Origin of the sequence: Streptomyces sp. CB00455, assembly GCF_001905445.1 — a bacterium.
Classification (GTDB): Bacteria; Actinomycetota; Actinomycetes; order Streptomycetales; family Streptomycetaceae; genus Streptomyces.
The window spans coordinates 1,657,037-1,681,551 of the sequence record NZ_LIVQ01000001.1 but is presented as its reverse complement, the minus strand read 5'-3'; the positions used below and the strand labels follow the sequence as shown (position 1 = coordinate 1,681,551).

Here is a 24,515-nt window from a genome sequence, read left to right as displayed (position 1 = left end):
GGGGGCCGGTCGGACAGGACGTGCCTCACGGGGTCGGGCCCGTCTGGCAGGAGGGGCACCAGTAGGTGGGACGGTCGTCCTGGGAGGCCTCGCGGACGGGAGTGCCGCAGCGCAGGCAGGGGCGGCGGAGCCGGCCGTAGACGAAGAGGTCCTGGCCGGGACGGCGGCTGCCGGTGGTGTTGCGGTGCGCGGGCCGGTCGCCGACGTTGGCGGCCAGCAGGCGCTGCGCGGCCGCGGCCAGGCGCAGCAGCGTGCTCTCGGGGAGCGCCCCGACCGGGGTCCAGGGGGTGACCTGGGCCAGGAAGCAGATCTCGGCCTTGTAGATGTTGCCGATCCCGGCGAGGTTGCGCTGGTCGAGCAGGGCTTCCCCGAGGGGGCGCTCGGGGGCGGCCAGCAGGTTGGCGACAGCGCGCTCGGCGTCCCAGTCGGGGCCCAGGAGGTCGGGGCCGAGGTGGCCCACGGCGCGGTCCTCCTCCGCGGTGCGGATGAGCTCCAGGACCGGGAGGCGGTAGCCGACGGCGGTGTGGTCGGCGGTGCCGAGGATGGCGCGGATCTCGTAGGCGGGGCCCCCGTGCCACTTCGCCCCCGCGGGGAAGACGTTCCAGGCGCCGTCCATGCGGAGGTGGCTGTGGAGGGTGAGGCCGCCCTCGAAGCGGGCCAGGAGGTGTTTGCCGCGGGGGATGACGTCGAGGGTGGTGCGGCCGGTGAGGTCGGCGGTCGCGAAGCGGGGGACGCGGAGGTCGCTGCGGGTGAGGGGTTTGCCGGCGAGCGCGGAGTGGAGGCGGGCCGCTGCGCGCCAGATGCTGTCTCCTTCGGGCATGAGCCGATTGTCTCCCGGGGTGGTGGGGCGGGGGTGGGCCCGTCGGGGGCGCCGCGCGGAGCGGATCCCCACCCGCCCTTTCCCCGGGACTCCGCCCCGAACCCCGGCGCCTGAACCGCGGGCGGGGCGGGGGTGCGGGCGCCGCGCTGGGCCTCGGGCCTCGGGCCTCGGGCTCGGAGGTCGGCGGGGTCGGGGTGCGGGTTCTCGCCAGGCTCCGGGTCTCGGGCGTGAGCGGGGCGGGGCGCGGGCTCCGCGCCTCAGACGCCGGCAGGGCCGGGGCCAAGGGGCTTCGCCCCGGGCCCTTGGCCTCGTACGCCAGGGGTGGGGGCCGGGGCCGCCGGGCCCTCGACACTGGCTGGGGCTGGGGCTGGGGCTGGGGCTGGGGCTGGGGCTGGGGGTGGGGGCGCGCGCCGGACCGGTCCGCGCTGGGGTCGGGGACGTGGGCGGGGGCGGGGCTGGGGTCAGGGGCGCAGGCGGAGGCCCCTGGGGGTGGCGTGGAAGCCGGCTGATTCCAGGGTGGGGCCCAGTGGAGAGGTGAGGGAGGGGTTGGTGTTGATGCGTTCCACCGTGAGGGCGGGGAGGGTGCCCGAGCGGGCTGCCGTGGCCAGCGTCTCCACGGCGGCGGTCAGGCGGGGCTCGCCCGGCTCCGGCCAGGCGAGGAGGGTCTTGCCGCCGCGCTCCAGGTACAGGATGAGCTCGCCGTCGACCAGGACCACCAGGGAGCCCGCCTTGCGGCCGGGCTTGTGGGTGGCGCCGGCCGGAGGCTCCGGCCAGGGCAGGGCCGCGCCGTACGCGTTGGCCGGGTCGGCGGCGGCCAGGACCACCGCCGCCAGCGGGGGCGGGGTGCGCTCGGCGGCCCGGAGGCGGTCCACCGCGCCGTCCATCGCGAACTGGGCGGCGCCGAGCCCCTCCACGACGTAGCCGCGGCGGGCCTGGCCGCTGTCCTCGAATGCCGACAGGACGCGGTAGACCGCACTGAAACCGCCTTCCACCCCTTCGGCGGCGACCGCACCGCGCGTCACCACGCCGTGCCGGTCCAGCAGGGTCCGGGCCAGGGCGTGGGCACGGTGGGTCGGGTCGGCGGCCTGCTGCGGCAGCAGCGACCAGCGGCCCGAGACGGTGGGCGGCCCGGTGCGCGAGGCCGTGGCGCTGAGGGTGCCGTAACGGCCGCGCGGGACCGTGCGCCGGGCCCGGTGGGCCGTCGATCCCGCGGTGCGGCCCGAGCCCAGCAGCGCCCGCAGCGGGTTCAGGGTGTCGTTGGTGAGCCGGCCCGACCAGGCCAGATCCCACACCGCCTCCGAGAGGGCGAGGTCGGAGACCTCCGGAGAGCCGGCGCGGACCGATTCGGCGATCTGCCGGAAGAACAGGCCGTACCCGCCCGAGAGGCAGTCCAGGACCGCCTGGTGCACCGGGCCGAGCTCCAGCGGGTGCGGTGGCGGCAGCAGCAGCGGGGCGGCGTCCGCCAGGTAGAGGGAGATCCAGCCGTCCTTGCCCGGCAGGGCGCCGGCGCCGGCCCACATCACCTCGCCGGCGGTGGTCAGGTCGTCCAGCAGCCCGGCGGAGTAGCCGCTGACCCGCGAGGGGAGGATCAGGCGCTCCAGCGCCGAGGCCGGTACGGGTGCGCCCTGGAGCTGTTCGACCGCCCGGGCCAGACCGTCGATGCCGCGCAGGGCCCCGCCCAGGTGCTGCCACTGCGGCAGGAAGGTCGCCAGCGAGGTCGGCGGGACCGGTTCCAGTTCCTGCCGCAGGGCGGCCAGCGAGCGGCGGCGAAGCCTGCGCAGCACCGCGGCGTCGCACCACTCCTGGCCGATGCCCGCCGGATGGAACTCGCCCTGCACCACCCGGCCGGCCGCCGCGAGCCGGTGCAGGGCGCCCTCGGTGACCGCCGGGCCCAGGCCGAAGCGGGTGGCCGCGGCCGCCGTCGTGAACGGGCCGTGGGTGCGCGCGTAGCGGGCGAGGAGGTCGCCCAGCGGGTCCTTGACCGGTTCGGTGAAGGCTTCCGGAACGCCGACGGGCAGGGCCGTGCCCAGCGCGTCCCGCAGCCGGCCGGCGTCCTCGATGGCCGCCCAGTGGTCGGCGCCGCCGATCCGGACGCGGATGGCGCGGCGGGCCGAGCCGAGCTCCTGTGCCCAGTCCGCACCGGCTCCCCGCTCGGCCAGTTCGGCCTCCGTCAGGGGGCCCAGCATGCGCAGCAGGTCGGCCACCGACTCGGGGTCCTTGGCCCGCCGGTCCTCGGTGCGCCACTGGAGCTCCCGCTCCAGCTCCTCCAGCACCTGCGCGTCGAGCAGCTCGCGCAGCTCCGCCTGCCCGAGCAGCTCGGCCAGCAGGCGGGAGTCCAGCGACAGCGCGGCCGCCCTGCGCTCGGCGAGGGGCGAATCGCCCTCGTAGAGGAACTGGGCGACGTACCCGAAGAGCAGCGACCGGGCGAAGGGGGAGGGTTCGGGAGTGGTGACCTCGACCAGCCGGACGCGGCGCGCCTCGATGTCACCCATGAGCTCGGTCAGGCCGGGCACGTCGAAGACGTCCTGGAGGCACTCGCGCACGGCTTCCAGCACGATCGGGAAGGACCCGAACTCCGAAGCCACCTGGAGCAGTTGGGAGGCACGCTGACGCTGCTGCCACAGGGGGGTGCGCTTGCCGGGGCTGCGCCGCGGCAGCAGCAGCGCCCGGGCCGCGCATTCGCGGAAGCGGGAGGCGAAGAGCGCCGAACCGCCGACCTGGTCGGTGACGATCCGGCTGACGTCGCCGCGGTCGAAGACGACATCGGCGGCGCCCAGCGGGGCCTGTTCGTCGTCGAATTCGAAGCCGGCGGGATGCGCCGGGTCGTGGTCGAGCAGGTCCATGGAGAGCAGGTCGGCATCGGGCAGGCGGAGCACGATCCCGTCATCGGCGTGCATGACCTGGGCGTCCATGCCGTACTTCTCGGCGAGCCGGGCGCTCAGCGCCAGCGCCCACGGAGCGTGCACCTGGGCGCCGAAGGGGGAGTGGACGACGACCCGCCAGTCGCCGAGCTCGTCCCGGAACCGCTCGACCACGACGGTCCGGTCGTCCGGCACGTGGCCGCATGCCGCGCGCTGCTCGGCGAGGTACGTCAGGACGTTCTCCGCGGCCCAGGCGTCCAGGCCTGCCGCCAGCAGCCGCAGCCGGGCGTCCTCGTCGCCGAGGCCGCCCAGTTCGCGCAGGAACGCGCCGACGGCGCGGCCCAGTTCCAGGGGGCGGCCCAGCTGGTCGCCCTTCCAGAACGGCAGTCGCCCGGGCACGCCGGGCGCTGGGGTGACCAGGACGCGGTCGCGGGTGATGTCCTCGATCCGCCAGGTGCTGGTGCCCAGGGTGAAGACGTCCCCGACGCGGGACTCGTAGACCATCTCCTCATCGAGCTCGCCGACCCGCCCGCCGCCCTTCTTCGGGTCGGAGCCGGCCAGGAAGACCCCGAAGAGGCCGCGGTCGGGGATGGTGCCGCCCGAGGTGACCGCCAGCCGCTGGGCGCCCGGCCGGCCGGTGATCGTCCCGGCGACGCGGTCCCAGACGACACGGGGCCTGAGCTCGGCGAAGGCGTCCGAGGGATAGCGGCCGGCCAGCATGTCCAGCACCGAGGTGAACGCCGACTCGGGCAGGGCCGCGAAGGGCGCCGCCCGGCGCACCAGCGCCAGCAGGTCGTCCAGTTGCCACGTGTCCATCGCGACCATCGCGACCAGCTGCTGCGCCAGGACGTCCAGCGGGTTCGACGGGATGCGCAGGGACTCGATCGAGCCGGTGCGCATCCGCTCGGTGACCACGGCCGCCTGCACCAGGTCGCCGCGGTACTTGGGGAAGACCACGCCGGTGGAGACCGCGCCGACCTGGTGCCCGGCCCGGCCCACGCGCTGGAGCCCGGAGGCCACCGAGGGCGGGGACTCCACCTGGATCACCAGGTCCACCGCGCCCATGTCGATGCCCAGTTCCAGGCTGGAGGTGGCGACCACCGCGGGCAGCCGGCCCGCCTTCAGATCCTCCTCCACCAGAGCCCGCTGCTCCTTGGAGACCGAACCGTGGTGGGCGCGGGCCAGCAGCGGCGGGGCGCCCTGGGCGGCGCCCGACTGCGCCATGATCTCCGCCGGGGGCGAGCCCTCCGGCATCTTCTCGCCCATGGCGCGCTCGTACGCGATCTCGTTGAGCCGGTTGCACAGCCGCTCCGCGAGACGGCGCGAATTCGCGAACACGATCGTCGAGCGGTGGGCTTGCACCAGATCCGCGATCCGCTCCTCGACATGGGGCCAGATCGAGGGTTTGTCGCCGCCCTCGCGGCCCTCGGTCGCGGGCGAGCCGCCCAGTTCGCCCATGTCCTGTACGGGGACGACCACGGACAGGTCGAACTCCTTGGCGGAAGGGGGCTGCACGATCATGGTTCGGCCGCGCGGTGCGAGGTAGCGGGCCACCTCGTCCACCGGCCGGACCGTCGCCGACAGGCCGATCCGGCGCGCCGGGCGCGGCAGCAGTTCGTCCAGACGCTCCAGGGAGAGCGCGAGGTGGGCGCCGCGCTTGGTGCCGGCCACGGCGTGCACCTCGTCCAGGATCACCGTCTCGATCCCGGCGAGGGCTTCCCGCGCGGCCGAGGTCAGCATCAGGAAGAGGGACTCGGGCGTGGTGATCAGGATGTCCGGCGGGCGGGTGGCCAGCGCCCGGCGCTCGGCCGGCGGGGTGTCGCCGGAGCGGATCCCGACCCGGATCTCCGGCTCCGGCAGACCGAGGCGGACGGACTCCTGCCGGATGCCCGTCAGGGGGCTGCGCAGATTGCGCTCCACATCCACCGCCAGGGCCTTCAGCGGCGATACGTACAGCACCCGGCAGCGCTTCTTCGGCTCGGCCGGCGGCGGGGTCGCTGCCAGCTGGTCGAGGGCGGCCAGGAAGGCGGCCAGGGTCTTGCCGGAGCCGGTGGGCGCCACGACCAGCACGTCCGAACCCTGTGCGATCGCCCGCCAGGCGCCCTCCTGGGCGGGCGTGGGCGTACGAAAGGCCCCCGTGAACCAGGAGCGGGTCGCGGGGGAGAACGAGGCGAGCGCGGAGCCGGACATGCCCCCATCCTGCACCCCGCCACCGACAACCATCCGGACCTGCGAGAACACCCCCGTCCGGCGGGGCGCAGAATGGGTGGATGGGCAAGGACGAGGAGCGCCGGGAGTGGGCCCGGCACTGGCAGTACCCGCAGCTGCCCGGGCTGGACCTGCTGCGCGCCCGCTACGTACGCCACACCTTCCCGCGCCACGCCCACGACGGGTACGTCATCGCGGCCGTCACCGGCGGCGTCGAGGAGATCGGACTGCCCGGCGGTACCGTCCGGGCGGGACCGGGCAGCGTCGTCCTGATCAACCCCGAGGTGGCGCACAGCGCGCGGGCCGGGGTCCCCGAGGGCTGGGCGTACGCCACCCTCTACCCCTCCCGCGACCTGATCACCGAGGTCGCCGCCGAGATCGGCGCCCCGCGCGGAACCCCCGGATTCACCGCCGACATGGTCGCCGACCCGGAGGGCTCGGGGGCGATCGCCGGGGTCCACCGGGCCGCCGAGGCCGGAAACGCGCTGGCCGCCGACACGCTGCTGCGGGGCGTGGTGGCGCGCATGCTCGGCAGGCACGCGGGACCGCTGCCGGCCCGTACGGTACGGCGCGCGGGCGCCGCCGACGCCGAGCGGGCCCGGGCGCTCCTGGAGGAGCGGATGGCCGCTCCGCCCTCGCTGGAACAGCTCGCGGCGGAGCTCGGGACGAGTCCGTTCGCCCTGTTGCGCGCCTTCCGGGACCGGTACGGGATGCCGCCCCACACCTGGCTGACCGACGCGCGGGTCCGGCGGGCTCGACGGCTGCTCGGCGCGGGAACACCGCCCGCGGAGGTGGCCGTCGCCGTCGGCTTCACCGACCAGCCGCACCTGAACCGGCACTTCACCCGGATCGTGGGGGTTCCGCCGGGGGCCTACCGGCGGGAACGGGCCGCCGGGTAGCCTCCGGCCGGGGCCGGGGCCGGGGCCGGGGCGGGCGCGGGCACGCACGACGGCGCGTAGGACAGCGCGTACGCCGCAGCCGTCCCGCGGTCCGGTCCGCCGGCCGGACCGCAGGAACGTACAAGACCGCGCCGCCCCGGCCTGCGTAGCTTCGGGGCGTGGGAGAACATCGGATCATGACGCAGGAGACCCCCGAGGGGGTCGCCGAAGGACGGCCGCGCGGCGCCGTCGTGCGGGACGCGCTCGGGGTGGGGGTGGCCGTCGGGCTGTCCGGGTTCGCCTTCGGGGTGACCGCCGCGGGGGCCGGGATCGACGCGCTCCAGGCCTGCGTGCTGAGCCTGCTCGTCTTCACCGGCGCCTCGCAGTTCGCGCTGGTCGGGGCGCTGGCGGCCGGCGGCAATCCGTTCACCGCCGCCGCCGGCGCCTTCTTCCTCGGGACGCGCAACGCCTTCTACGGGCTGAGGCTGTCGCAGCTGCTCGCGCTGCCGCGCGCCGTACGGCCCTTCGCCGCGCACTGGGTGATCGACGAGACCACCGCCGTGGCGCTGGCCCAGCCGGACCGCAGGTCGGCCCGGCTCGGCTTCGCCGCCACCGGGATCAGCCTGTACGTGCTGTGGAACCTCACCACCCTGCTCGGGGCGCTCGGCGCCGAGGCCATCGGCGACACCAGGGTGTGGGGCCTTGACGCCGCCGGGCCCGCCGTCTTCCTGGCGCTGCTCGCGCCGATGCTGCGGACCGGCACCGAGCGGGCCGTCGCCGCCCTCGCGCTCGTCCTCGGGCTGGGCTTCCTGCCCGTGCTGCCCGCCGGGGTGCCGGTCCTGATCGCCGCGCTGGCCGCGCCGGCCGTGCTGTGGATGAAGGGACGCCGCTCGTGAACGTCTGGATCGCCATCGGGCTGACCGTCGTCGGCTGCTACGCCGTCAAACTGGTCGGGCTGCTCGTCCCCGCCCAGGCCCTGGAGCGGCCGCTGGTGCGCCGGCTCTCCGCCCTGCTGCCCGTGGCCCTGCTCGCCGCGCTCACCGCGCAGCAGACCTTCAGCACGGGCCACGAGCTCGTCCTCGACGCCCGCGCCGCCGGGCTGGCCGCCGCCGCGGCCGCGCTGCTGGCGCGGGCCCCCTTCCTGCTGGTCGTCGCCGCCGCCGTCGCGGTCACCGCGGGGGTACGGGCCCTGGGCGGTTGAGCCCGCTCCCGGCGGACCCTGCGTCCGGGAGGCGTCCGTAGGCGCGCAGCGTCAGCAGCGCCTCCAGGGTGGCGATCGGCCGCCGCTCCAGCGCGCTGCCCGGCGCCCAGGGCCTGCGGCGCTGCGGCCAGCCGCCGTCCGGCTGCTGCCGGCCGGCCAGGAAGTCCAGCGAGCGGCGCAGCTCCTCGGCGGTGAACCAGCCGCGGGCCAGCGACTCGGGCCTCGTGGCGAAGTCGTGCGGGAAAAGCTGCTCCTGCGGCGCGTAGCCGCGGGCGGGCGGATGCTCGCGGCGCCGCGCCGGATCGAGCACGACGAGGCCCTGCGCGCGCACCAGCCGCCCCAGCCGGTCCGCGGCGGCCGTCGCGCGCGCCCGGTCGGGGACGCCGTCGAGGAAGTCCACCGCGCTGCGGACCTCGTACGGGTGCGAGTGGCGCAGCCCCTCGATGCGGTCCCAGCAGAAGTCCGTGGCCCGGAAGAGCCAGGCGTGCCAGACCCGGTTGCGGTGCAGCAGGCCGACGACCGGGCCGGTGGTCAGCAGCGCCCCCGGCGGGTCGTCCTGCGCGAGGTGGTAGGGGGCCGCCGGGTGCTCGCGCGGGCCCGGCGAGAGCACGGGGAGGGCCCCCTCCGCGGTGGAGACGCGGGTGAGGTGGCCGCACAGCCGCTCGACGCGGGGCCCGGCGCAGCGTCCCAGGCCGTCCAGGACGCGCAGCGCGTACACGGTGTGCAGGGGCTGGCTGAGCGGGCCGCGCACATCGGGATCGAGGGCGTGCCCGTAGCCGCCGTCGCCGTTGAGGTGGGAAGCGAGGGCGGTGTCCACCGGTCCGGCGTCCCCGCCGAGGAAGTGGAACGCGAACCGCCGCTGCTCCAGCACGCGGGCCGTGAGCCAGATGAACCGTTCCGCGCGGTCCAGCGGGGCCGAGCGGGCCCCGGGGACCGGCCGGGCCTGCGGCGGGACCGGGGCCGCCGTGGCGGGCGCCGGGGGGACTTCGTCTCCAGACATGCGGGAAACCGTAGGGCGCCGTGGAGCGGCGCCGGGGGACGAACGGGGCGGGTGCACTCTCCGGGGCGGGATACTGGAGGCATGCGGTTGACGATTTTCTGGGAGCGGATGGCGGAGCACTTCGGTGCGGGCTACGCGGACTCCTTCGCCCGGGACCATGTCATGACGGAGCTCGGCGGCCGGACCGTCCACCAGGCGCTCGAGGCGGGCTGGGAGGCCAAGGACGTGTGGCGCGCGGTGTGTTCGGCGATGGACGTGCCGGCCTCGCTGCGCTGACGCCGGGTGCGGGGCCCGGCGCGCAGGGGCGCCGGGGCGGCCGGGCCGGAGCCGGCGCGCGGCGCCGCTTCGCGGTACGGGCCGCCGGTGGGACAGACTTGCCGTGTGGCAGCCACCGAAGACACGACCGACCAGCACGTACACGCCAAGGGCGCGCCGCCGCCCCGGCGGCCCGAGCCCGGCGGCCCCGGAGGGCCGGCCGCCCTCGGCGCCCCGCCCGCTCCCGCAGGTCCGGGGGGTCGGGCCGCCGCTCCCGGCGACTGGTCGGGCCCGGCCGGGCCGGTCCCCGCCCCCGACGGCGGCGGGGAGCCTCCCGCCCGGCCCTTCCCGGCCGGGTACGGGGACCGGATGCCGCGCTGGCTGCCGCGCGCCGTGGTCCTCGTACTGGCGCTCGTCGCCTGCTTCCAGCTCGGCAGCTGGGCCTTCCACCAGCTGATCGGGCTGCTCGTCAACATCCTGATCGCGTTCTTCCTGGCGCTCGCGGTCGAGCCGGCGGTCTCCCGGATGGCCGCGCGCGGCATGCGCCGCGGGCTCGCCACCTTCCTGGTGTTCCTCGCCGTCTTCGCCTTCGTCGCCGGCTTCCTCGCGCTGCTCGGCTCGATGCTCGCCGGGCAGATCGTCGACCTGGTGGAGAACTTCCCGCGCTACCTCGACTCGGTCATCAACTCGATCAACGCGGCCTTCCACACCAAGCTGTCCCGGCTGGACATCCAGGACAGCATGCTGCACTCCGACTGGCTCCAGAAGTACGTGCAGAACAGTGCGAGCGGCGTGCTGGACGTGTCCGCCACCGTCCTCGGCGGACTCTTCAAACTGCTGACGATCGGGCTGTTCTCCTTCTACTTCGCCGCCGACGGGCCGCGGCTGCGGCGCGCGCTGTGCTCCGTACTGCCGCCCGCCAAGCAGTCCGAGGTGCTGCGCGCCTGGGAGATCGCCGTCGCCAAGACGGGCGGCTACCTGTACTCGCGCGGGCTGATGGCGCTGATCTCCGGCGTCGCCCACTACGTCCTGCTGGCGGTCCTCGGCGTGCCGTACGCGCCCGCGCTCGCCGTGTGGGTGGGACTCGTCTCCCAGTTCATCCCCACGATCGGCACCTACCTCGCGGGCGCGCTGCCGATGCTGCTGGCCTTCACGGTCAACCCCTGGTACGCGCTGTACGTCTTCGGCTTCGTCGTCGTCTACCAGCAGTTCGAGAACTACGTCCTGCAGCCCAAGCTGACGTCCAGGACCGTCGACATCCACCCGGCGGTGGCCTTCGGCTCGGTCATCGCGGGCACCGCCCTGCTGGGCGCGGTCGGGGCGCTCATCGCGATCCCGGCCGTCGCCACGCTGCAGGCGTTCCTCGGCGCGTACGTGAAGCGGTACGAGCTGACGCGGGACGCGGACGCCTCTACTGCGCGTCCGCGTCGCCGAGTACGGCTGCCAGGGCTTCGGTGACCCAGGCCTCGACGGCGTCCTTGTCCACGCCGAGGCCGCTGAGCGGGCCCGTGCCGTGCTCCAGCTCCAGGAGCGCGAGCAGGACGTGCTCGGTGCCGACGTAGTTGTGACCCAGGCGCAGGGCCTCGCGGAAGGTGAGCTCCAGGGCCTTCTTCGCGGAGGCGTCGAAGGGGATGAGGTCGGGGACGGCCTCCGCGGCCGGGGGCAGCGTCGCCGTCGCCGCGGTGCGCACGTCGCCGGCCGCGACCCCCTGGGCGGTCAGGGCGAGGGCCGCCAGGCCCTCCGGCTCGCTGAGCAGGCCGAGGAGCAGGTGCTCGGTGCGGATCTCGGTGCCGCCGGCGGCGCGGGCCTCGTTCTGGGCGGTGACGACGACGTTGCGGGCGCGCGGGGTGAAGCGGCCGAAGCCCTCGTTGGGGTCGAGGCCCGGGTCGCCCTCCTTGTCGGCCTTGGGGACGAAGCGTTTCTGGGCGGCCTGGCGGGTGACGCCCATGCTGCGGCCGATGTCGGTCCAGGAGGCTCCGGAGCGGCGGGCCTGGTCGACGAAGTGGCCGATCAGATGGTCGGCCACGTCACCGAGGGACTCGGCGACGACGACGGCGCCGCTGAGTTGCTCCAGGGTGTCGGTGTGGACCTTCTTGATGGCCTCGATGAGGTCGTCGAGGCGTACCGGATTGGTCATGCGGACGGGTTCCACGGGAGGGTTCGTCATGGAGGCAACCCTAGGTTGACAGTTCCGAGGTGTCAACCGTGGGTTGTCACCCGCCCTCGCGTGGTGCGTCATAGGCGGGGTGCGGGCGGGGCCCCCGGGGTATGGCGTGGTGCGCTTGACATAGAAATCGAACATCCATTCTGATGGGTTATCCACAGCCGAACCGGTCGTGGAGGCGCATTGTCAGTGGCAGGCACTAGCGTCAATGGCGTGAAGCGATCGACTCAAGCAAACCGGGTGGAACCCATGGCAGGCACCGACCGCGAGAAGGCTCTCGACGCCGCTCTCGCACAGATTGAACGGCAATTCGGCAAGGGTGCGGTGATGCGCCTCGGCGACAAGCCGAACGACCCCATCGAGGTCATCCCCACGGGATCGACCGCGCTGGACATCGCGCTCGGCGTCGGCGGGCTGCCCCGCGGCCGTGTGATCGAGGTGTACGGGCCGGAGTCTTCCGGTAAGACGACCCTGACCCTGCACGCCGTGGCCAATGCGCAGAAGGCCGGCGGCACCGTCGCCTTCGTGGACGCCGAGCACGCGCTCGACCCCGAATACGCCAAGGCCCTCGGCGTCGACACCGACAACCTCATCCTGTCGCAGCCGGACACCGGCGAGCAGGCGCTGGAGATCGTGGACATGCTCGTCCGCTCCGGCGCCCTCGACCTGATCGTCATCGACTCCGTGGCGGCCCTGGTGCCGCGCGCCGAGATCGAGGGGGAGATGGGCGACTCGCACGTGGGTCTCCAGGCCCGTCTGATGAGCCAGGCACTCCGGAAGATCACCGGTGCGCTCAACCAGTCCAAGACCACCGCGATCTTCATCAACCAGCTCCGCGAGAAGATCGGCGTGATGTTCGGCTCGCCGGAAACCACGACGGGTGGCCGCGCGCTGAAGTTCTACGCCTCCGTGCGCCTCGACATCCGCCGTATCGAGACCCTCAAGGACGGCACGGACGCGGTCGGCAACCGCACCCGCGTCAAGGTCGTCAAGAACAAGGTCGCGCCGCCGTTCAAGCAGGCCGAGTTCGACATCCTCTACGGCCACGGCATCAGCCGCGAGGGCGGCCTGATCGACATGGGCGTGGAGCACGGCTTCGTGCGCAAGGCCGGCGCCTGGTACACCTACGAGGGCGACCAGCTCGGCCAGGGCAAGGAGAACGCCCGCAACTTCCTGAAGGACAACCCGGATCTCGCCGACGAGATCGAGCGGAAGATCAAGGAGAAGCTGGGCGTGGGTGTCCGCAAGGACGCCGCCGCCGAGGCCGGTGCCGAGACGGCCGACGCCGCTGCCGCCGCCACCGCGGTGCCCGCTCCGGCGTCGAAGGCCAAGACGACGGCCAAGGCCGCCGTGGCCAAGAGCTGACCCGTGCGGGAGCAGGGAAGGGGCGGCGGGAACCGCGGCAGCCGTGAAGGCCGCGGCGAACTGCCGCCCCAGAGCCCCGAGGAGCAGGCGCGGGCGATCTGCCTGCGCCTGCTCACCGGGATGCCGCGCACCCGGCGGCAGCTCGCGGACGCACTGGCGAAGCGCGACATCCCCGAGGAGGTGTCGCAAGAGGTCCTCTCCCGGTTCGAGGAGGTGGGCCTGATCGACGACGCCGCCTTCGCCGGAGCCTGGGTCGAATCCCGCCATCGCGGCCGGGGCCTGGCCCGGCGGGCCCTGGCGCAGGAGCTCCGTACCAAGGGGGTGCACGCCACCCTCGTACAGGACGCCCTGGAGCTGCTGGACTCCGAGCAGGAGGAGCAGACGGCCCGGGAGCTCGTGGAGCGCAAACTCCGTGCCACCCGGGGCCTGGAGCGGGACAAACGGATCCGGCGCCTCGCCGGGATGCTCGCCCGCAAGGGCTACCCCGAGGGAATGGCGCTGCGCGTGGTCCGCCGCGCACTGGAGGCGGAGGGCGAGGACGCCGACGACCTGGGGTACCCGGGCTAGCGCCGGCGCCGCCCCGCCCGGTCGCCCCCGCCCGGTTGCCCCCGGCGGGGTGCGAGGAGCGGGCCGAGCGCGGGCCGGCGGGGTCAGGGCCGGGAGATCACCGGGAGGCCCGCCGCCTTCCAAGCCTGGAAGCCGCCCGTCAGGTCCGTCGCCCGGTGCAGGCCCAGGGTGTGGAGGGAGACCGCGGCGAGGCTGGAGGCGTAGCCCTCGTTGCAGATCACCACCACCTGGAGGTCGTGGCTCGTGGCCTCGGCGGCGCGATGGCTGCCCTGGGGGTCCAGCCGCCACTCCAGTTCGTTGCGCTCCACCACCAGCGCGCCCGGGATCAGCCCGTCGCGCTCCCGCAGGGCCTGGTAGCGGATGTCCACCAGCAGTGCCCCGGCCCGGGAGGCGGCGTACGCCTCCTGCGGTGCGATGCGGGTGTACCCCGCACGGAGGCGCTCCAGCAGTTCGTCGATGCCCGTCGGCTCCGCCGCGCTCACTGCCAGTCCTCCGGACGGTCGACCTGCTCCAGGCCGAGCACCGCTCCGCTGCGGCTGTAACGGCGGATCAGCGGCAGCGGCGGATAGTACGCGTGCACCGAGACGGCGTGCTCGCTCGCCGACTCGTTGAGGACCTCGTGCACGTGGTGCTCCCCGAAGGCCCGCCCGGTGCCCGCCTCCAGGCGGCGGCTGCGGTCCACCCCCGCGGCGAGTTCCAGCGAACGCCAGCCCTCCGCGGGCAGCCGTACGGCCAGCGAGTGCTCGGTGAGCCGGCCCCGGGCGGTGGCGAACGCCCCCCGCGACTCGGCGTGGTCGTGCCAGCCGGTGCCGGTCCCCGGCGGCCAGCCGATCAGCCAGGCCTCACTGCCGCAGGGGCCGTCCAGCCTGATCCAGGTGCGGCCCTGCGGATCGAGCGGCAGCGACCCCACGATCGCGGGGTCGGCGGCGGTGCGCAGGGCGAAGTCGAGGAGTTCGGCGGCCGTGGGGCCCCCGGGGGGTGCGGGAGCAGGGGCGGCGGAAGCCGCGGAGGCGGACGCGGGTGCAGACATGGCAGGAGACCGTCCTGGGGTTCGCGGAGACGCGCGCAGGCCGGTGACGGCACGGGGCGCGCGAAAGGGGAAGGCGAATCAGCAGGAGGGGCGACACACGCAGCCCGCGTAGCGGAGCAGGTCCATATGGACCCTCCGCCACAGGCGTACGTCGTTGCCGGTCATGTCCGCGAGTGAACCACGGCTGCGCGGGACCGGTCAATCGATCACCACGGCCGGTGTGGTGGGCGGCGCGGGCGCCGGAGCCGGCAGCCGGGAGGAGGGTGCGCCCGCCCGGACGGCGTCCGCCGCCTCGTACAGCTCCGCCGGGCGCACCCCGGCGAAGGTCGCGGCCAGGTGGCCGTCCGGCCGGATCAGGAGCACGGTGTGAGCCGCAGCCCCCGGGTAGCCGTCCGCGACCAGCAGGTCCGTACGGACGGGCAGGGCGCTGACCGCGGCCGCCAAGCGGGGCATGAGGCCCGCGCCGAGCCAGTGGCGCCGGTCCCAGACCCCGGTGCCCGGCGCGACCAGGACCACCAGCAGCCGGCCCTTGCCCAGCAGGTCGCGCAGCGGCACGGTCGCTCCGTCGGGCGCGGTCACGGGCACGTTCGCCACGGCGCCGCCCGGTTCGGTGGCGGTCGGCACCTCCCGTACGGCTACCGGCGGGGCGTACGCCGGCGCCGCACCCAGCGGGCCCCGCCCCAGGTGGCCGTCGGTCAGCAGGGACTCGGCGGACCGCGTGGCACCGGGCAGGTAGGGCCGCAGGCCCCCGCCCCCGGCCCGCAGCACCGCCAGCGCCTGGTCCGCGGCGCGCAGCCGGGCCGCGACCGCGGTGCGCCGCTCGTCCTCATAGCTGTCGAGCAGGGCCTCGGACGCCCCCTGGTGCCAGGCCAGGGAGAGTTTCCAGGCGAGGTTCTCGGCGTCCCGGAGCCCCTCCTCGACCCCCTGGGTGCCCAGGGCGCCCAGCAGGTGCGCGGCGTCCCCGGCGAGGAAGACGCGGCCGTCGCGCCAGCGCCGCGCCAGGCGGTGGTGCAGGGTGTGGACGCCGGTGTCGATGAGGTCGTAGGGGGGAGTCGTGCCCCCGCACCAGTCGGCGAGGGTGTCCCGGATGAGGTTCACCAGGAGGTCGGGGGTGACGAGGTCCCCGCGCGCCGGCAGCAGCCAGTCCAGCCGCCACACGCCGTCCGGCAGCGGCCGGGAAGTGGCCTCCCGCGGCGGGGCGCGGTGCAGCAGGGCCTCGCCGGGCCAGGGGAGTTCGGTGCGCAAGGCGGCGACGGCGTGGCGTTCCACGGCGGTACGGCCAGGGAAGCGGATGCCGATCAGCTTGCGCACGGTGGAGCGGGCGCCGTCGCAGCCGACCAGGTGGCTCCCGCGCCACCAGGTGGTCTCGGCGCCCCGGGTGTGCGCGGTGACCCCCCGGCCGTCCTGCTCGACGGCGTCCAGACGGCTGTCGGTGACCAGCTGGACCAGCGGGTGCGCGGCGGCGGCGTCGCGCAGCCCGCGGGTCAGGGCGTGCTGCGGCAGGTGCAGCGGGGCCGGGCCGTCGTCGAAGGTGTACCGCCGGGCCGGCCGGCTGCGCCGCATGGTGCGCCAGGCGGCGAAGTAGGCGCCCTCGTCGCGCAGCGTCGTACAGCCCAGCCGGTGTGCCATGGCGGCGGTGTCGGCGTGCAGGATGACGGTGCGGGCCGGGCGGGGATCCTCCTTGCCGGGCCCCTCGTCGAGCACGACGCTGGGCACGCCCTGGCCGGCCAGGGCGAGGGACAGGGACAGCCCGACGGGCCCCGCGCCGACGACGATCACCGGGTCCATGATGTGGCTCCCGGTGTCCGGTATGTGATCACAGAACGTATGCAACCCACTGGAAGTGCCTGCGTCAAGTGACGCCGGTCCGGACAGCGCCGTGTGGTGCGGCGGATGAGTTCCGCCGCACCACACGGGCTACGCAGTATGACTGACCGTACGTCAGGCCCTCGGGGGCCTCGAACCGGGAGGGCGGTCAGGCCGCTCCGCCGCTGTTGCCCCCGGTGGCCAGGTCGCTGACCTCGGCCACCCCGACCACCGCGCCGGAGCCCTTCTTCGATTTGCGCAGCCGGCCCTCCAGCCAGGAGGCGAAGGTGGTGAGGCCGAAGTTGACCACGATGTAGATCAGGGCGATGACGACGAGCGTCGCGATGGTGTTGCTGTAGTTCGCCGAGATCTGCCGGTTCATCGACAGCAGCTCGCCGAGGCCGAGCAGGGAGCCGCCGAGCGCGGTGTCCTTCAGGATCACCACGAGCTGGCTGACCAGGGCGGGCAGCATCGCCGTGACGGCCTGCGGGATCAGGACGTGGACCATGATCTGGCCCTTGCGCATGCCGATCGCCTTGGCCGCGTCCGTCTGGCCGGAGGGCAGGGACAGGACGCCCGCCCGGACGATCTCGGCGATGACGGCCGCGTTGTAGAGCACCAGGCCGGTGATCACCGCGTACAGCGGGCGCAGGTCCGAGGAGACATCGGCGAACTGCACGTACAGCGAGAAGCCGAACAGCATCAGCATCAGCACCGGGATGGCGCGGAAGAACTCGACGACCGCGCCGACCGGGACGCGCACCCAGGAGTGGTCGGAGAGCCGGCCGATGCCGAGGAGGGCGCCGAGCGGAATGGCGATCACCATGGCGATCGCAGCGGCCCTCAGGGTCTCCAGCAGGCCGGGGATCAGGAAGGTGGTCCAGACGCGGCTGTCGGTGACGAAGGGGGTCCACTTGTCGGCTTCGAGCTGGCCCTTCTCGGCCATGAGCGACAGCGCCCACCACGCGGCGAGGGCGAACAAGGCGACGAAGACGCCGCTGTATATCCAGTTGCGGGCCTTGGCCCGGGGGCCCGGGGTGTCGTACAGCACCGAGCTCATCGCTTCACCGCCACTCGCTTGGCCACCCAGCCCATGAGCAGGCCGGTGGGCAGGGTCAGCAGGACGAAGCCGAGGGCGAAGACACCGAAGACGGCGAACAGCGCCTGGGCCTCGTTCTCGACCATTTCCTTCATCAGCAGGGCCGCCTCGGCCACGCCGATGGTCGCCGCCACCGTGGTGTTCTTGGTGAGTGCGATCAGTACGTTGGCGAGCGGTGCGACCACCGCCCGGAAAGCCTGCGGGAGCACGATCAGGGTGAGCACCTGGAAGAAGCTCAGTCCCAGGGCGCGGGCCGCCTCGGCCTGGCCGACCGGCACGGTGTTGATGCCCGAGCGCAGCGCCTCGCAGACGAAGGTCCCGGTGTAGGCGACGAGCCCGAGGATCGCGAGCTTGAAGCCGATCTCCTTGAAGGTTCCGCCGCCCAGCTCGATGCCGAGGGTCTGGTTGAGGCCCAGCGAGCAGCCGATGATCAGCACGGTCAGCGGCGTGTTGCGCACGAGGTTGACGTAGGCGGTACCGAAGCCCCGCAGCAGCGGGACCGGGCTGACCCGCATCCCGGCCAGGACGGTGCCCCATATGAGGGATCCGACCGCCGAGTAGAGGGTGAGCTGAACCGTCACCCAGAAGGCTCCGAGCAGGTCGTACTGCCCGGAATCAAGAAAATCGAACACGATGCCCTGCGCTCTCCCCAGGATGGCCGGCGGGGGGCGCCGCCGCCCGCGACAGGCGGGCGGCGACGCACCTCACCGGTGAATCAGCTGCCTTCGGTGATCTGCGGGGCCGGCTCGTTCTTGTAGTCGGCCGGTCCGAAGTTCTTCTTCACGGCCGCCTCCCAGGCGCCGTCCGAGACCATCTTCTTGAGCGCGGCGTTGATCTTGGTCTGGAGGTCCTTGTCGCCCTTCTTCAGACCGATGCCGTAGTTCTCGTTGCTCAGGCTCAGCCCGACCAGCTTGAACTTGCCCTTGTTCGCGTCCTGCGAGGCGTAGCCGGCGAGGATCGAGTTGTCCGTCGTGAGGGCGTCGACCTTCTTGTTCTCCAGGCCGGTCAGGCACTCGGAGTAGCCGCCCTGCTCCAGCAGGTCCGCTTCGGGGGCCAGCTTGGTCTTGACGTTCTGCGCCGAGGTGGAGCCGGTGACCGAGCAGAGCTTCTTCTTGTTCAGGTCCTCGGCCTTGGTGATGGAGGAGTCGTCGGCGCGGACCAGCAGGTCCTGGTGCGCCAGGAAGTACGGGCCGGCGAAGTCGACCTTCTCCTTGCGCTTGTCGTTGATCGAGTAGCTGGCGACGACGAACTTGACGTCACCGTTGGCGATCAGGTTCTCGCGCTCGGCGCTGACGGCCTGCTTCCACTCGATCTGGTCCGGCTGGTAGCCCAGCTCCTTGGCCACGTAGGTGGCCACATCGACGTCGAAGCCCGTGTACTTGCCGTCCTGGGTCTTCAGGCCCACGCCGGGCTGGTCGAACTTGATGCCGATGACGACCTTGTCCTTGCCGCCACTGCCCTCGGAACCCTTGTCACTGCCGCCGCCACAGGCGGTCGCGGTCAGGGCCAGGGCGACGGCGATGGCCGCGACCGCACCGGTCTTGAAAACCTTCATGGTGAACTTCCCTCGGATGAGACGATGTTGGACGCGGAGCGTCGCGTACGGGCGCTTGCGGGGTGGCAGGAGCCCTCCGGCGGTGGTCCGTCACCGGATGACTACCAGACCCGGTGGTCAGTGGTGCAGGATCTTCGAGAGGAAGTCCTTGGCCCGGTCGCTGCGCGGGTTGCTGAAGAACTGCTCGGGCGCGGCCTCTTCGACGATCTTTCCGTCGGCCATGAAGACGACACGGTTGGCCGCGGAGCGGGCGAAGCCCATCTCGTGCGTGACGACCACCATCGTCATCCCTTCCCGGGCGAGCTGCTGCATGACCTCCAGCACCTCGTTGATCATCTCCGGGTCGAGCGCCGAGGTCGGCTCGTCGAACAGCATCACCTTCGGGTCCATCGCCAGCGCGCGGGCGATCGCCACACGCTGCTGCTGGCCGCCGGAGAGCTGCGCCGGGAACTTGTCGGCCTGCGAGGCCACCCCGACGCGCTCCAGCAGCGCCAGCGCCTTCGCGTGCGCCTCGGCCTGGTCCGCCTTGCGGACCTTGAGCTGGCCCAGCATGACGTTCTGGAGCACCGTCTTGTGCGCGAAGAGGTTGAACGACTGGAACACCATGCCCACGTCGGCGCGCAGCCGGGCCAGTTCCCTGCCCTCCGCCGGCAGCGGCTTCCCGTCGAGCGTGATGGTGCCCGAGTCGATCGTCTCCAGGCGGTTGATGGTCCGGCACAGCGTGGACTTGCCCGATCCCGAAGGGCCGATCACCACGACGACCTCACCGCGGGCAATGCTCAGATCGATGTCCTGAAGCACGTGCAGCGCGCCGAAGTGCTTGTTGACGTTGCTCAGTACGACCAGGTCGTCCGCGGCACCGGCCGCGTCCTGCACGTCCTTGGTCACTGATACTCCGCTCATCGGCTTCTTGCTCCGTCCTCCTCGGTTGGGAGGACAGTAGTGACGAAGCGTGCACATCGTCATCACATCTGAGCGAGAATTGAGGATAACGATCCGGACTCTCCCGGATACGCTCCGTGCGCGGGCTCGCCGCCCCGGCGCCGTGGTCGTACCGGGTGCGTAACGGAAGGCGCGCCGGACCGGAACCCCCTTGACGTGGGCGTCCTCATCGGCGTGGATGCTGGGTGGCCCCGCAACGTACGGAATCCGAAGACCGAGGGAAGGAGAGGGGGACGACATGAGACTGCTGCTCGTCGAGGACGACGACCACGTCGCCGCCGCCCTGTCCGCGATCCTCGCCCGGCACGGCTTCCGGGTCACCCACGCCCGCAACGGCGAGGAGGCGCTGCAGGCACTGCTGCCCGCCGGAGCACCTCCCTACGGTGTGATCCTGCTCGACCTCGGCCTGCCCGACCAGGACGGCTACGAGGTGTGCGGCAAGATCCGCAAGCGCACCGCCACGCCCGTCATCATGGTCACCGCGCGGGCCGACGTCCGCTCGCGCATCCACGGCCTGAACATGGGCGCCGACGACTACGTCGTCAAGCCCTACGACACCGGCGAACTCCTCGCCCGCATCCACGCCGTCGCCCGGCGCACCGGCGCTTCCGAAGAGGCCGCCGCCACCGGGACGGGCACGCCCGCCCTCGTCCGGCTCGGCCCGGTCAGCATCGAGCTGCCCACCCGCCGGGTCAGCGTGGACGGCGCCGACGTACCGCTCACCCGCAAGGAGTTCGACCTGCTGGCCCTGCTCGCCCAGCGGCCCGGCGTCGTCTTCCGGCGCGAGCAGATCATCAGCGAGGTCTGGCGCACCAGCTGGGAGGGGACCGGGCGCACCCTGGAGGTCCACGTCGCGTCCCTGCGCTCCAAGCTGCGCATGCCCGCCCTCATCGAGACCGTCCGCGGGGTGGGCTACCGGCTCGTCACCCCGGCCGCCCCCTAGCGGGACCCGCCCGTGCGCGCCCGGCTGCTCCCCCTGCTCGTCATCCTCATGGCGGGCACGCTCCTCGCCCTCGGCTTCCCGCTCGCCGCGAGCCTGGCCGCCGGGCAGCAGCAGCGGGTGGTCGTCGACCGCATCGACGACAGCGCCCGCTTCGCCGCCCTCGCCCAGTTCGTCGTCGACGCGGAGGGCTCCGGATCCACCGGCACCGACGAACGCCAGGCCACCCTCCGCCTCGAACTGGCCCGCTACCAGGAGCTGTACGGCATCCGCGCCGGCATCTTCTACCGCGACGACAAGGCGATGGCCCAGTCCCCGGGCTGGTGGCAGCTCCCCGAGTCCGGCGAGGGCCGCCGCGCCTTCGAGGAGGCGCTGGCCGGGCGGCGCAGCCACGACCCCGCCCAGGTCTGGCCCTGGCAGACCCACGGCAAGCTCCTCGTCGTCTCCCCGGTCGTCCTCGACGGAGACGTGGTCGCCGTCGTCGCCACCGAATCGCCCACCGACCTGATGCGCGGCCGGATCCTGAAGGGCTGGCTCCTCATCGCGGCCGGCCTCGCCGCCGCCATGCTGGTCGCCTTCGGCGCCGCGCTGCGCCTCACCGGCTGGGTCCTGCGGCCCGTGCGGACCCTGGACGCGGCGGCCCACGGCATCGCCACCGGCCGGATGAACTCGCGCGTGGCCGCCGCCGGAGGCCCCCCGGAGCTGCAACGCCTCGCCCGCTCGTTCAACGAGATGGCCGACAACGTCGAAGAGGTACTGGAGCAACAGCGCGCCTTCGTCGCCGACGCCTCCCACCAGCTGCGCAACCCCCTCGCCGCGCTGCTCCTGCGGATCGAGCTGCTCGCCCTCGAACTGCCCGAGGGCAATGAGGAGATCGCCTCCGTGCGCGCCGAGGGCAAACGCCTGACGCAGGTCCTGGACGACCTGCTGGACCTGGCCCTGGCCGAGCACGCCTCGGCCGAGATCAGCCTCACCGACGTCGGGGCGCTGGCCGCCGAACGGGTCGCCGCCTGGCGGCCCTACGCGGAGGAGAAGGGCGTACGGCTCAAGGGGACCGGCCGCTGCGCCGTCACCGGCTGGGCCGACCCCATCGCCCTCTCCAGCGCGCTCGACGCCGTCATCGACAACGCGCTCAAGTTCACCCCGCCCGGAGAAGAGGTCGAGGTCGAGGTCGCGGTCCCGGCCGCCGGGCGCACCGTCCACGTGGTCGTCGCCGACCGCGGTCCCGGCCTCACCGAGGACGAGCTGCTCCGCGTCGGCGACCGGTTCTGGCGCAGCGGCCGGCACCAGAACGTCAAGGGCTCCGGGCTCGGCCTGTCGATCTCCCGCGCCCTGCTCGCCGCCGGCGGCGGGACCCTCTCCTACGCGACGAACCCGCCGCACGGGCTGCGCGTGACGGTGGCCGTGCCGCGCACCGATCCCCACGCCTCCTGACCGCCACGGCCACGGCCACGACCACCGCCCCGGCCCCGCCCCCTGCCCCCGCGGCTCCCGGTTGCCCCGGCTGACGGCCGTCGGCTACCAGACCAGGGTGGTGCGGGCCGGGGCGGAGAGCGCGTACAGCTCGTCCACGGCCCGGACCTCGAAGACCGCCGCGCGCTCCCGGCCGGCCCGGGGGACGGCGGGCAGGTAGAGGGCGGCGCCGCAGGTACCGCCGAGGAAGCGGCGGGCGCCGCCGGGCAGCACCCGGGACACCTCGTGGTGGCGGACCGGCCCGGCCGCCGGGCGCCACGACAGGCGGACCGAGGCCGCGCCGTCCTGCCGGGCCGAGGCGTCCACGGTCAGGGCGGCGGGCCGCGCCGGGCGCCGCTGAGCCGTCCCGTCGCGTACCGACAGGGCGCCGAGCCGCCACGCCACCGCCCCCTGCCCGCCCGGGGTGATCCGTACGGCCAGCCCGTGGGCCGTGCGGCCCGCCAGCGCCGACAGCCCCACCCGCGCGGTGCGCCAGCCCGGCCCGGAGCCGGGTGCCTGCGCCGGGATCCAGGTGTACGGGACCGGCTCGCCCGCGACCGCGGGCTCGCGCGTGGCGACGCCCACTTCCACGGTGACCGGCCCCGACTCGGTGGCGTGCACCAGCTCCAGGACGGTGGAAGGGGTCAGCGGCAGGCGGGTCGCGTGCAGCCCGACCGCGGCCGGAGCGGTCAGGCGCCCGCCGACGAGGAGACTGGATCCGCCGCGCCAGGCACGGGCGAAGTCCAGGGTGACGCGGGGCCGTTCGCCGTCGGTGGCCACGACCCAGCGCCGCCCGGGCAGCCGGTCCTGGAGCCCGAGGTGGTTCCAGGGGAGGTCGGAGACGACCTCGCCCGCCTCGTACCAGCGCTCCCCGTGGCCGGTGTTGAAGGAGCAGGCGAAGGGCAGTGCGGAGACCGTGGACCGGTCCGCGACGACCGTCGCGGGGGCCCGCCAGCCGTCGTCGGGCGCGGGGCGGGACGGGTCGAGGGACGCGCCCGTCCAGAAGCGGTCGTCGGCGAGGTGGAAGGCGCCGGGGGAGCGGTCGGCGAGATGGTTGCGCGTCCACTCGGGCCGGTAGAAGCCGTAGCTGACGACGTGCTCGCCCGCGCGCGGGACGATCGCGTCCCAGCGGACCGGAGCGTCCCAGCCCTCGGACTCCGTGTCCACCGCCGCCCACAGCTCGTGGCGGGAGCGGCCCAGCCGCTCGGCCAGCGCCCCGGAGGAGGCGAGCTTCTGCGGGGTCCAGCGGAAGTCCAGGAACACCGTGTCCGCGACCTTCCCGGAACGGTCCTCGAAGAACTCCTGGTTCAGTGCGTTGAGGGCGCCCTGCCAGCCGACGCGGCCGGTGGCGTTCATGGCGTCGTACCACGTGGTCCGCAGGCCCGCGCACTCGCCCGCCGCCCGCAGTGCGTGCAGGAACTCCCGCATGCGGGTCGCGAGTCCACTGTCACCGCCGTCGGTCTCCGCGTTGACGAACCAGCCGTCGAAGCCGTGGGCCGTCGCCACCCGCACCAGCTTCTCGGCGATCGGGAAGCTGCCCCGCGCGTCGCGCTGGACGAGGTCGCGGGTCCACTGGAGATCGCCGCCGTAGGCCGCGGGCGGCAGGAACACGTTGCCGAGGACGCGCACCCCGTTGCGGTGGGCGGCGTCGACGACGGGGGCGTTCGGGGCGAGGACGAGACCCTCGCCGCAGGAGCCGCCCCAGAAGACCAGCTGGTCGATGTACGCCCAGTGCGTGAGCGCGTAGAAGTCGGCGGTGGGCGAGCCCTGGGAGGGGTTCTCGGCGGTGGGACCGAAGGAGACGAGGGAGGCGATGCGGGCCTGGCCCGTGCGGGCGTCCCGGTTCGGCGGCACCGGGGTGAAGCGCGGTGCGAGCGGCACCGTCGCGGTGTTGTGGGCGAGGTCCGGGTCGCTCTCGGGGGTCCAGTGCCGCAGCGAGCGCCACACGATTCCCGGACCGGGGGCGCCCTTCGGGAGGGAGTCCGGGTACCAGTAGGCGGCGTACGGGGCCAGGCCGGGCGGGGGCGCCTCCTCGGCGGGCCCGGCGGCGGGGCGGGGGCCGGGGCGGGCGGCGGGCTCGGTGGCGGAGGCCGCCGGGGCGGCGGCCGGTCCGCCCAGCAGGGCGGCGGCCCCCGCCCCGGCCCCGGCGGCCAGCACCCCGCGCCGGGTCGGGCACGGGGGCGCCGGGGCCGCCCCGGGGGCGGCGGCTGCGGCACGAGGGTCGACACCGTGGCCGGTCTCGGACATGCGGGGCTCCTCCGGAAGGGGGCGGCGGGGTCGGACGGGCGGGCGGGTCGGGCTGGTCGGACAGGCGGGCGGGTCGGGCGGGTCCGGCAGGCCGGACAGGCGGGCGGGTCGTCGGCGGCGGTTCA

General features: G+C 74.0%; 22 protein-coding genes. 9 read left to right on the top strand and 13 right to left on the bottom strand.

Features of this window, described 5'->3' with window-relative positions; all coding sequences use genetic code 11:
• Nucleotides 1-25 precede the first annotated feature (25 nt).
• Both AMK16_RS07390 and AMK16_RS07385 read right to left on the bottom strand, forming a co-directional pair.
• A complete protein-coding gene (locus AMK16_RS07390; RefSeq protein WP_073909971.1) occupies nucleotides 26-820 on the bottom strand; it encodes an Fpg/Nei family DNA glycosylase in 795 nt (264 codons plus the stop codon).
• A gap of 461 nt (nucleotides 821-1,281) precedes the next feature.
• Entirely contained in the window at nucleotides 1,282-5,871 is a 4,590-nt protein-coding gene (locus AMK16_RS07385) for an ATP-dependent helicase (RefSeq protein ID WP_073909968.1), read from the bottom strand.
• A gap of 80 nt (nucleotides 5,872-5,951) precedes the next feature.
• Between AMK16_RS07385 and AMK16_RS07380 the strand changes: the two genes are divergently transcribed.
• From AMK16_RS07380 to AMK16_RS07370, 3 genes are all read left to right on the top strand, one after another.
• Entirely contained in the window at nucleotides 5,952-6,788 is an 837-nt protein-coding gene (locus tag AMK16_RS07380; RefSeq protein ID WP_073909965.1) for an AraC family transcriptional regulator, read from the top strand.
• 176 nt (nucleotides 6,789-6,964) lie between these two features.
• Nucleotides 6,965-7,663 (top strand): AzlC family ABC transporter permease, encoded by a 699-nt coding sequence (locus AMK16_RS07375; protein ID WP_073909962.1) that lies wholly within the window; start codon nucleotides 6,965-6,967, stop codon nucleotides 7,661-7,663.
• Nucleotides 7,660-7,968 (top strand): AzlD domain-containing protein, encoded by a 309-nt coding sequence (locus AMK16_RS07370; protein ID WP_073909959.1) that lies wholly within the window; start codon nucleotides 7,660-7,662, stop codon nucleotides 7,966-7,968. Before AMK16_RS07375 ends, AMK16_RS07370 begins: the two co-directional genes overlap by 4 nt.
• Here AMK16_RS07370 and AMK16_RS07365 read toward each other — a convergent pair.
• A complete protein-coding gene (locus AMK16_RS07365; RefSeq protein ID WP_073909956.1) occupies nucleotides 7,937-8,968 on the bottom strand; it encodes a hypothetical protein in 1,032 nt (343 codons plus the stop codon). The two genes, AMK16_RS07370 and AMK16_RS07365, sit on opposite strands and share 32 nt — an antisense overlap.
• Before the next feature lie 81 nt (nucleotides 8,969-9,049).
• On the opposite strand from AMK16_RS07365, the gene AMK16_RS07360 reads away from it, so the two are divergent.
• Both AMK16_RS07360 and AMK16_RS07355 read left to right on the top strand, forming a co-directional pair.
• Nucleotides 9,050-9,244: a DUF3046 domain-containing protein gene (locus AMK16_RS07360; protein WP_030650223.1), complete on the top strand. Its 195-nt coding sequence runs from the start codon at nucleotides 9,050-9,052 to the stop codon at nucleotides 9,242-9,244.
• Between the two features lie 348 nt (nucleotides 9,245-9,592).
• The gene (locus AMK16_RS07355) at nucleotides 9,593-10,681 is read left to right on the top strand and encodes an AI-2E family transporter (protein ID WP_073910733.1); all 1,089 of its coding nucleotides are present in this window, start codon (nucleotides 9,593-9,595) and stop codon (nucleotides 10,679-10,681) included.
• Here AMK16_RS07355 and AMK16_RS07350 read toward each other — a convergent pair.
• On the bottom strand, nucleotides 10,635-11,390 hold the full coding sequence (locus AMK16_RS07350) for a Clp protease N-terminal domain-containing protein (protein ID WP_073909953.1): 756 nt from the start codon (nucleotides 11,388-11,390) through the stop codon (nucleotides 10,635-10,637). The two genes, AMK16_RS07355 and AMK16_RS07350, sit on opposite strands and share 47 nt — an antisense overlap.
• A 246-nt stretch (nucleotides 11,391-11,636) precedes the next feature.
• On the opposite strand from AMK16_RS07350, the gene recA reads away from it, so the two are divergent.
• Together recA and recX are read left to right on the top strand one after the other, a co-directional pair.
• The gene (gene recA / locus AMK16_RS07345) at nucleotides 11,637-12,752 is read left to right on the top strand and encodes a recombinase RecA (protein WP_199885356.1); all 1,116 of its coding nucleotides are present in this window, start codon (nucleotides 11,637-11,639) and stop codon (nucleotides 12,750-12,752) included.
• Between the two features lie 3 nt (nucleotides 12,753-12,755).
• Nucleotides 12,756-13,319, top strand: a complete 564-nt coding sequence (gene recX / locus AMK16_RS07340; protein WP_073909947.1) for a recombination regulator RecX — start codon at nucleotides 12,756-12,758, stop codon at nucleotides 13,317-13,319.
• A gap of 83 nt (nucleotides 13,320-13,402) precedes the next feature.
• Here recX and AMK16_RS07335 read toward each other — a convergent pair whose 3' ends face one another.
• The 8 genes from AMK16_RS07335 to AMK16_RS07305 form a co-directional block, all read right to left on the bottom strand.
• Nucleotides 13,403-13,801: a rhodanese-like domain-containing protein gene (locus AMK16_RS07335; protein ID WP_242438626.1), complete on the bottom strand. Its 399-nt coding sequence runs from the start codon at nucleotides 13,799-13,801 to the stop codon at nucleotides 13,403-13,405.
• Nucleotides 13,798-14,349, bottom strand: a complete 552-nt coding sequence (locus AMK16_RS07330; protein WP_073909941.1) for a cysteine dioxygenase — start codon at nucleotides 14,347-14,349, stop codon at nucleotides 13,798-13,800. Before AMK16_RS07330 ends, AMK16_RS07335 begins: the two co-directional genes overlap by 4 nt.
• Nucleotides 14,350-14,427: 78 nt before the next feature.
• Entirely contained in the window at nucleotides 14,428-14,514 is an 87-nt protein-coding gene (locus tag AMK16_RS38300) for a putative leader peptide (protein WP_311318651.1), read from the bottom strand.
• A 33-nt stretch (nucleotides 14,515-14,547) separates the two neighbouring features.
• Entirely contained in the window at nucleotides 14,548-16,137 is a 1,590-nt protein-coding gene (locus AMK16_RS07325) for an FAD-dependent monooxygenase (RefSeq protein WP_073909938.1), read from the bottom strand.
• Nucleotides 16,138-16,324: 187 nt separating this feature from the next.
• A complete protein-coding gene (locus AMK16_RS07320) occupies nucleotides 16,325-17,215 on the bottom strand; it encodes an amino acid ABC transporter permease (RefSeq protein ID WP_073909936.1) in 891 nt (296 codons plus the stop codon).
• Nucleotides 17,212-17,886 (bottom strand): amino acid ABC transporter permease, encoded by a 675-nt coding sequence (locus tag AMK16_RS07315; protein WP_073909933.1) that lies wholly within the window; start codon nucleotides 17,884-17,886, stop codon nucleotides 17,212-17,214. Before AMK16_RS07315 ends, AMK16_RS07320 begins: the two co-directional genes overlap by 4 nt.
• Nucleotides 17,887-17,969: 83 nt before the next feature.
• Nucleotides 17,970-18,809, bottom strand: coding sequence for a glutamate ABC transporter substrate-binding protein (locus tag AMK16_RS07310; RefSeq protein ID WP_073909930.1), 840 nt, complete (start codon nucleotides 18,807-18,809; stop codon nucleotides 17,970-17,972).
• Nucleotides 18,810-18,926: 117 nt separating this feature from the next.
• Nucleotides 18,927-19,712, bottom strand: a complete 786-nt coding sequence (locus AMK16_RS07305; protein ID WP_073909927.1) for an amino acid ABC transporter ATP-binding protein — start codon at nucleotides 19,710-19,712, stop codon at nucleotides 18,927-18,929.
• Between the two features lie 277 nt (nucleotides 19,713-19,989).
• Between AMK16_RS07305 and AMK16_RS07300 the strand changes: the two genes are divergently transcribed.
• Both AMK16_RS07300 and AMK16_RS07295 read left to right on the top strand, forming a co-directional pair.
• The gene (locus tag AMK16_RS07300; protein ID WP_073909924.1) at nucleotides 19,990-20,694 is read left to right on the top strand and encodes a response regulator transcription factor; all 705 of its coding nucleotides are present in this window, start codon (nucleotides 19,990-19,992) and stop codon (nucleotides 20,692-20,694) included.
• A 12-nt stretch (nucleotides 20,695-20,706) separates the two neighbouring features.
• Nucleotides 20,707-22,125, top strand: a complete 1,419-nt coding sequence (locus tag AMK16_RS07295) for a sensor histidine kinase (protein ID WP_073909922.1) — start codon at nucleotides 20,707-20,709, stop codon at nucleotides 22,123-22,125.
• Nucleotides 22,126-22,209: 84 nt separating this feature from the next.
• Here the strand turns inward: AMK16_RS07295 and AMK16_RS07290 are convergent, their stop codons facing one another.
• Nucleotides 22,210-24,390 carry an endo-beta-N-acetylglucosaminidase gene (locus AMK16_RS07290; RefSeq protein ID WP_079191358.1) on the bottom strand — a complete coding sequence of 727 codons (2,181 nt, stop codon included), beginning with the start codon at nucleotides 24,388-24,390 and terminating at the stop codon, nucleotides 22,210-22,212.
• Between the last annotated feature and the right edge of the window lie 125 nt (nucleotides 24,391-24,515).

Bases quoted from the DNA above. Each gene is read 5' to 3' on its own strand.
- AMK16_RS07390 (WP_073909971.1), bottom strand. From the start codon at position 820: ATGCCCGAAGGAGACAGCATCTGGCGCGCAGCGGCCCGCCTCCACTCC.
- AMK16_RS07385 (WP_073909968.1), bottom strand. From the start codon at position 5,871: ATGTCCGGCTCCGCGCTCGCCTCGTTCTCCCCCGCGACCCGCTCCTGG.
- AMK16_RS07380 (WP_073909965.1), top strand. From the start codon at position 5,952: ATGGGCAAGGACGAGGAGCGCCGGGAGTGGGCCCGGCACTGGCAGTAC.
- AMK16_RS07375 (WP_073909962.1), top strand. From the start codon at position 6,965: ATGACGCAGGAGACCCCCGAGGGGGTCGCCGAAGGACGGCCGCGCGGC.
- AMK16_RS07365 (WP_073909956.1), bottom strand. From the start codon at position 8,968: ATGTCTGGAGACGAAGTCCCCCCGGCGCCCGCCACGGCGGCCCCGGTC.
- AMK16_RS07360 (WP_030650223.1), top strand. From the start codon at position 9,050: ATGCGGTTGACGATTTTCTGGGAGCGGATGGCGGAGCACTTCGGTGCG.
- AMK16_RS07355 (WP_073910733.1), top strand. From the start codon at position 9,593: ATGCCGCGCTGGCTGCCGCGCGCCGTGGTCCTCGTACTGGCGCTCGTC.
- AMK16_RS07350 (WP_073909953.1), bottom strand. From the start codon at position 11,390: ATGACGAACCCTCCCGTGGAACCCGTCCGCATGACCAATCCGGTACGC.
- recA (WP_199885356.1), top strand. From the start codon at position 11,637: ATGGCAGGCACCGACCGCGAGAAGGCTCTCGACGCCGCTCTCGCACAG.
- AMK16_RS07330 (WP_073909941.1), bottom strand. From the start codon at position 14,349: ATGTCTGCACCCGCGTCCGCCTCCGCGGCTTCCGCCGCCCCTGCTCCC.
- AMK16_RS38300 (WP_311318651.1), bottom strand. From the start codon at position 14,514: ATGACCGGCAACGACGTACGCCTGTGGCGGAGGGTCCATATGGACCTG.
- AMK16_RS07325 (WP_073909938.1), bottom strand. From the start codon at position 16,137: ATGGACCCGGTGATCGTCGTCGGCGCGGGGCCCGTCGGGCTGTCCCTG.
- AMK16_RS07320 (WP_073909936.1), bottom strand. From the start codon at position 17,215: ATGAGCTCGGTGCTGTACGACACCCCGGGCCCCCGGGCCAAGGCCCGC.
- AMK16_RS07310 (WP_073909930.1), bottom strand. From the start codon at position 18,809: ATGAAGGTTTTCAAGACCGGTGCGGTCGCGGCCATCGCCGTCGCCCTG.
- AMK16_RS07305 (WP_073909927.1), bottom strand. From the start codon at position 19,712: ATGAGCGGAGTATCAGTGACCAAGGACGTGCAGGACGCGGCCGGTGCC.
- AMK16_RS07300 (WP_073909924.1), top strand. From the start codon at position 19,990: ATGAGACTGCTGCTCGTCGAGGACGACGACCACGTCGCCGCCGCCCTG.
- AMK16_RS07290 (WP_079191358.1), bottom strand. From the start codon at position 24,390: ATGTCCGAGACCGGCCACGGTGTCGACCCTCGTGCCGCAGCCGCCGCC.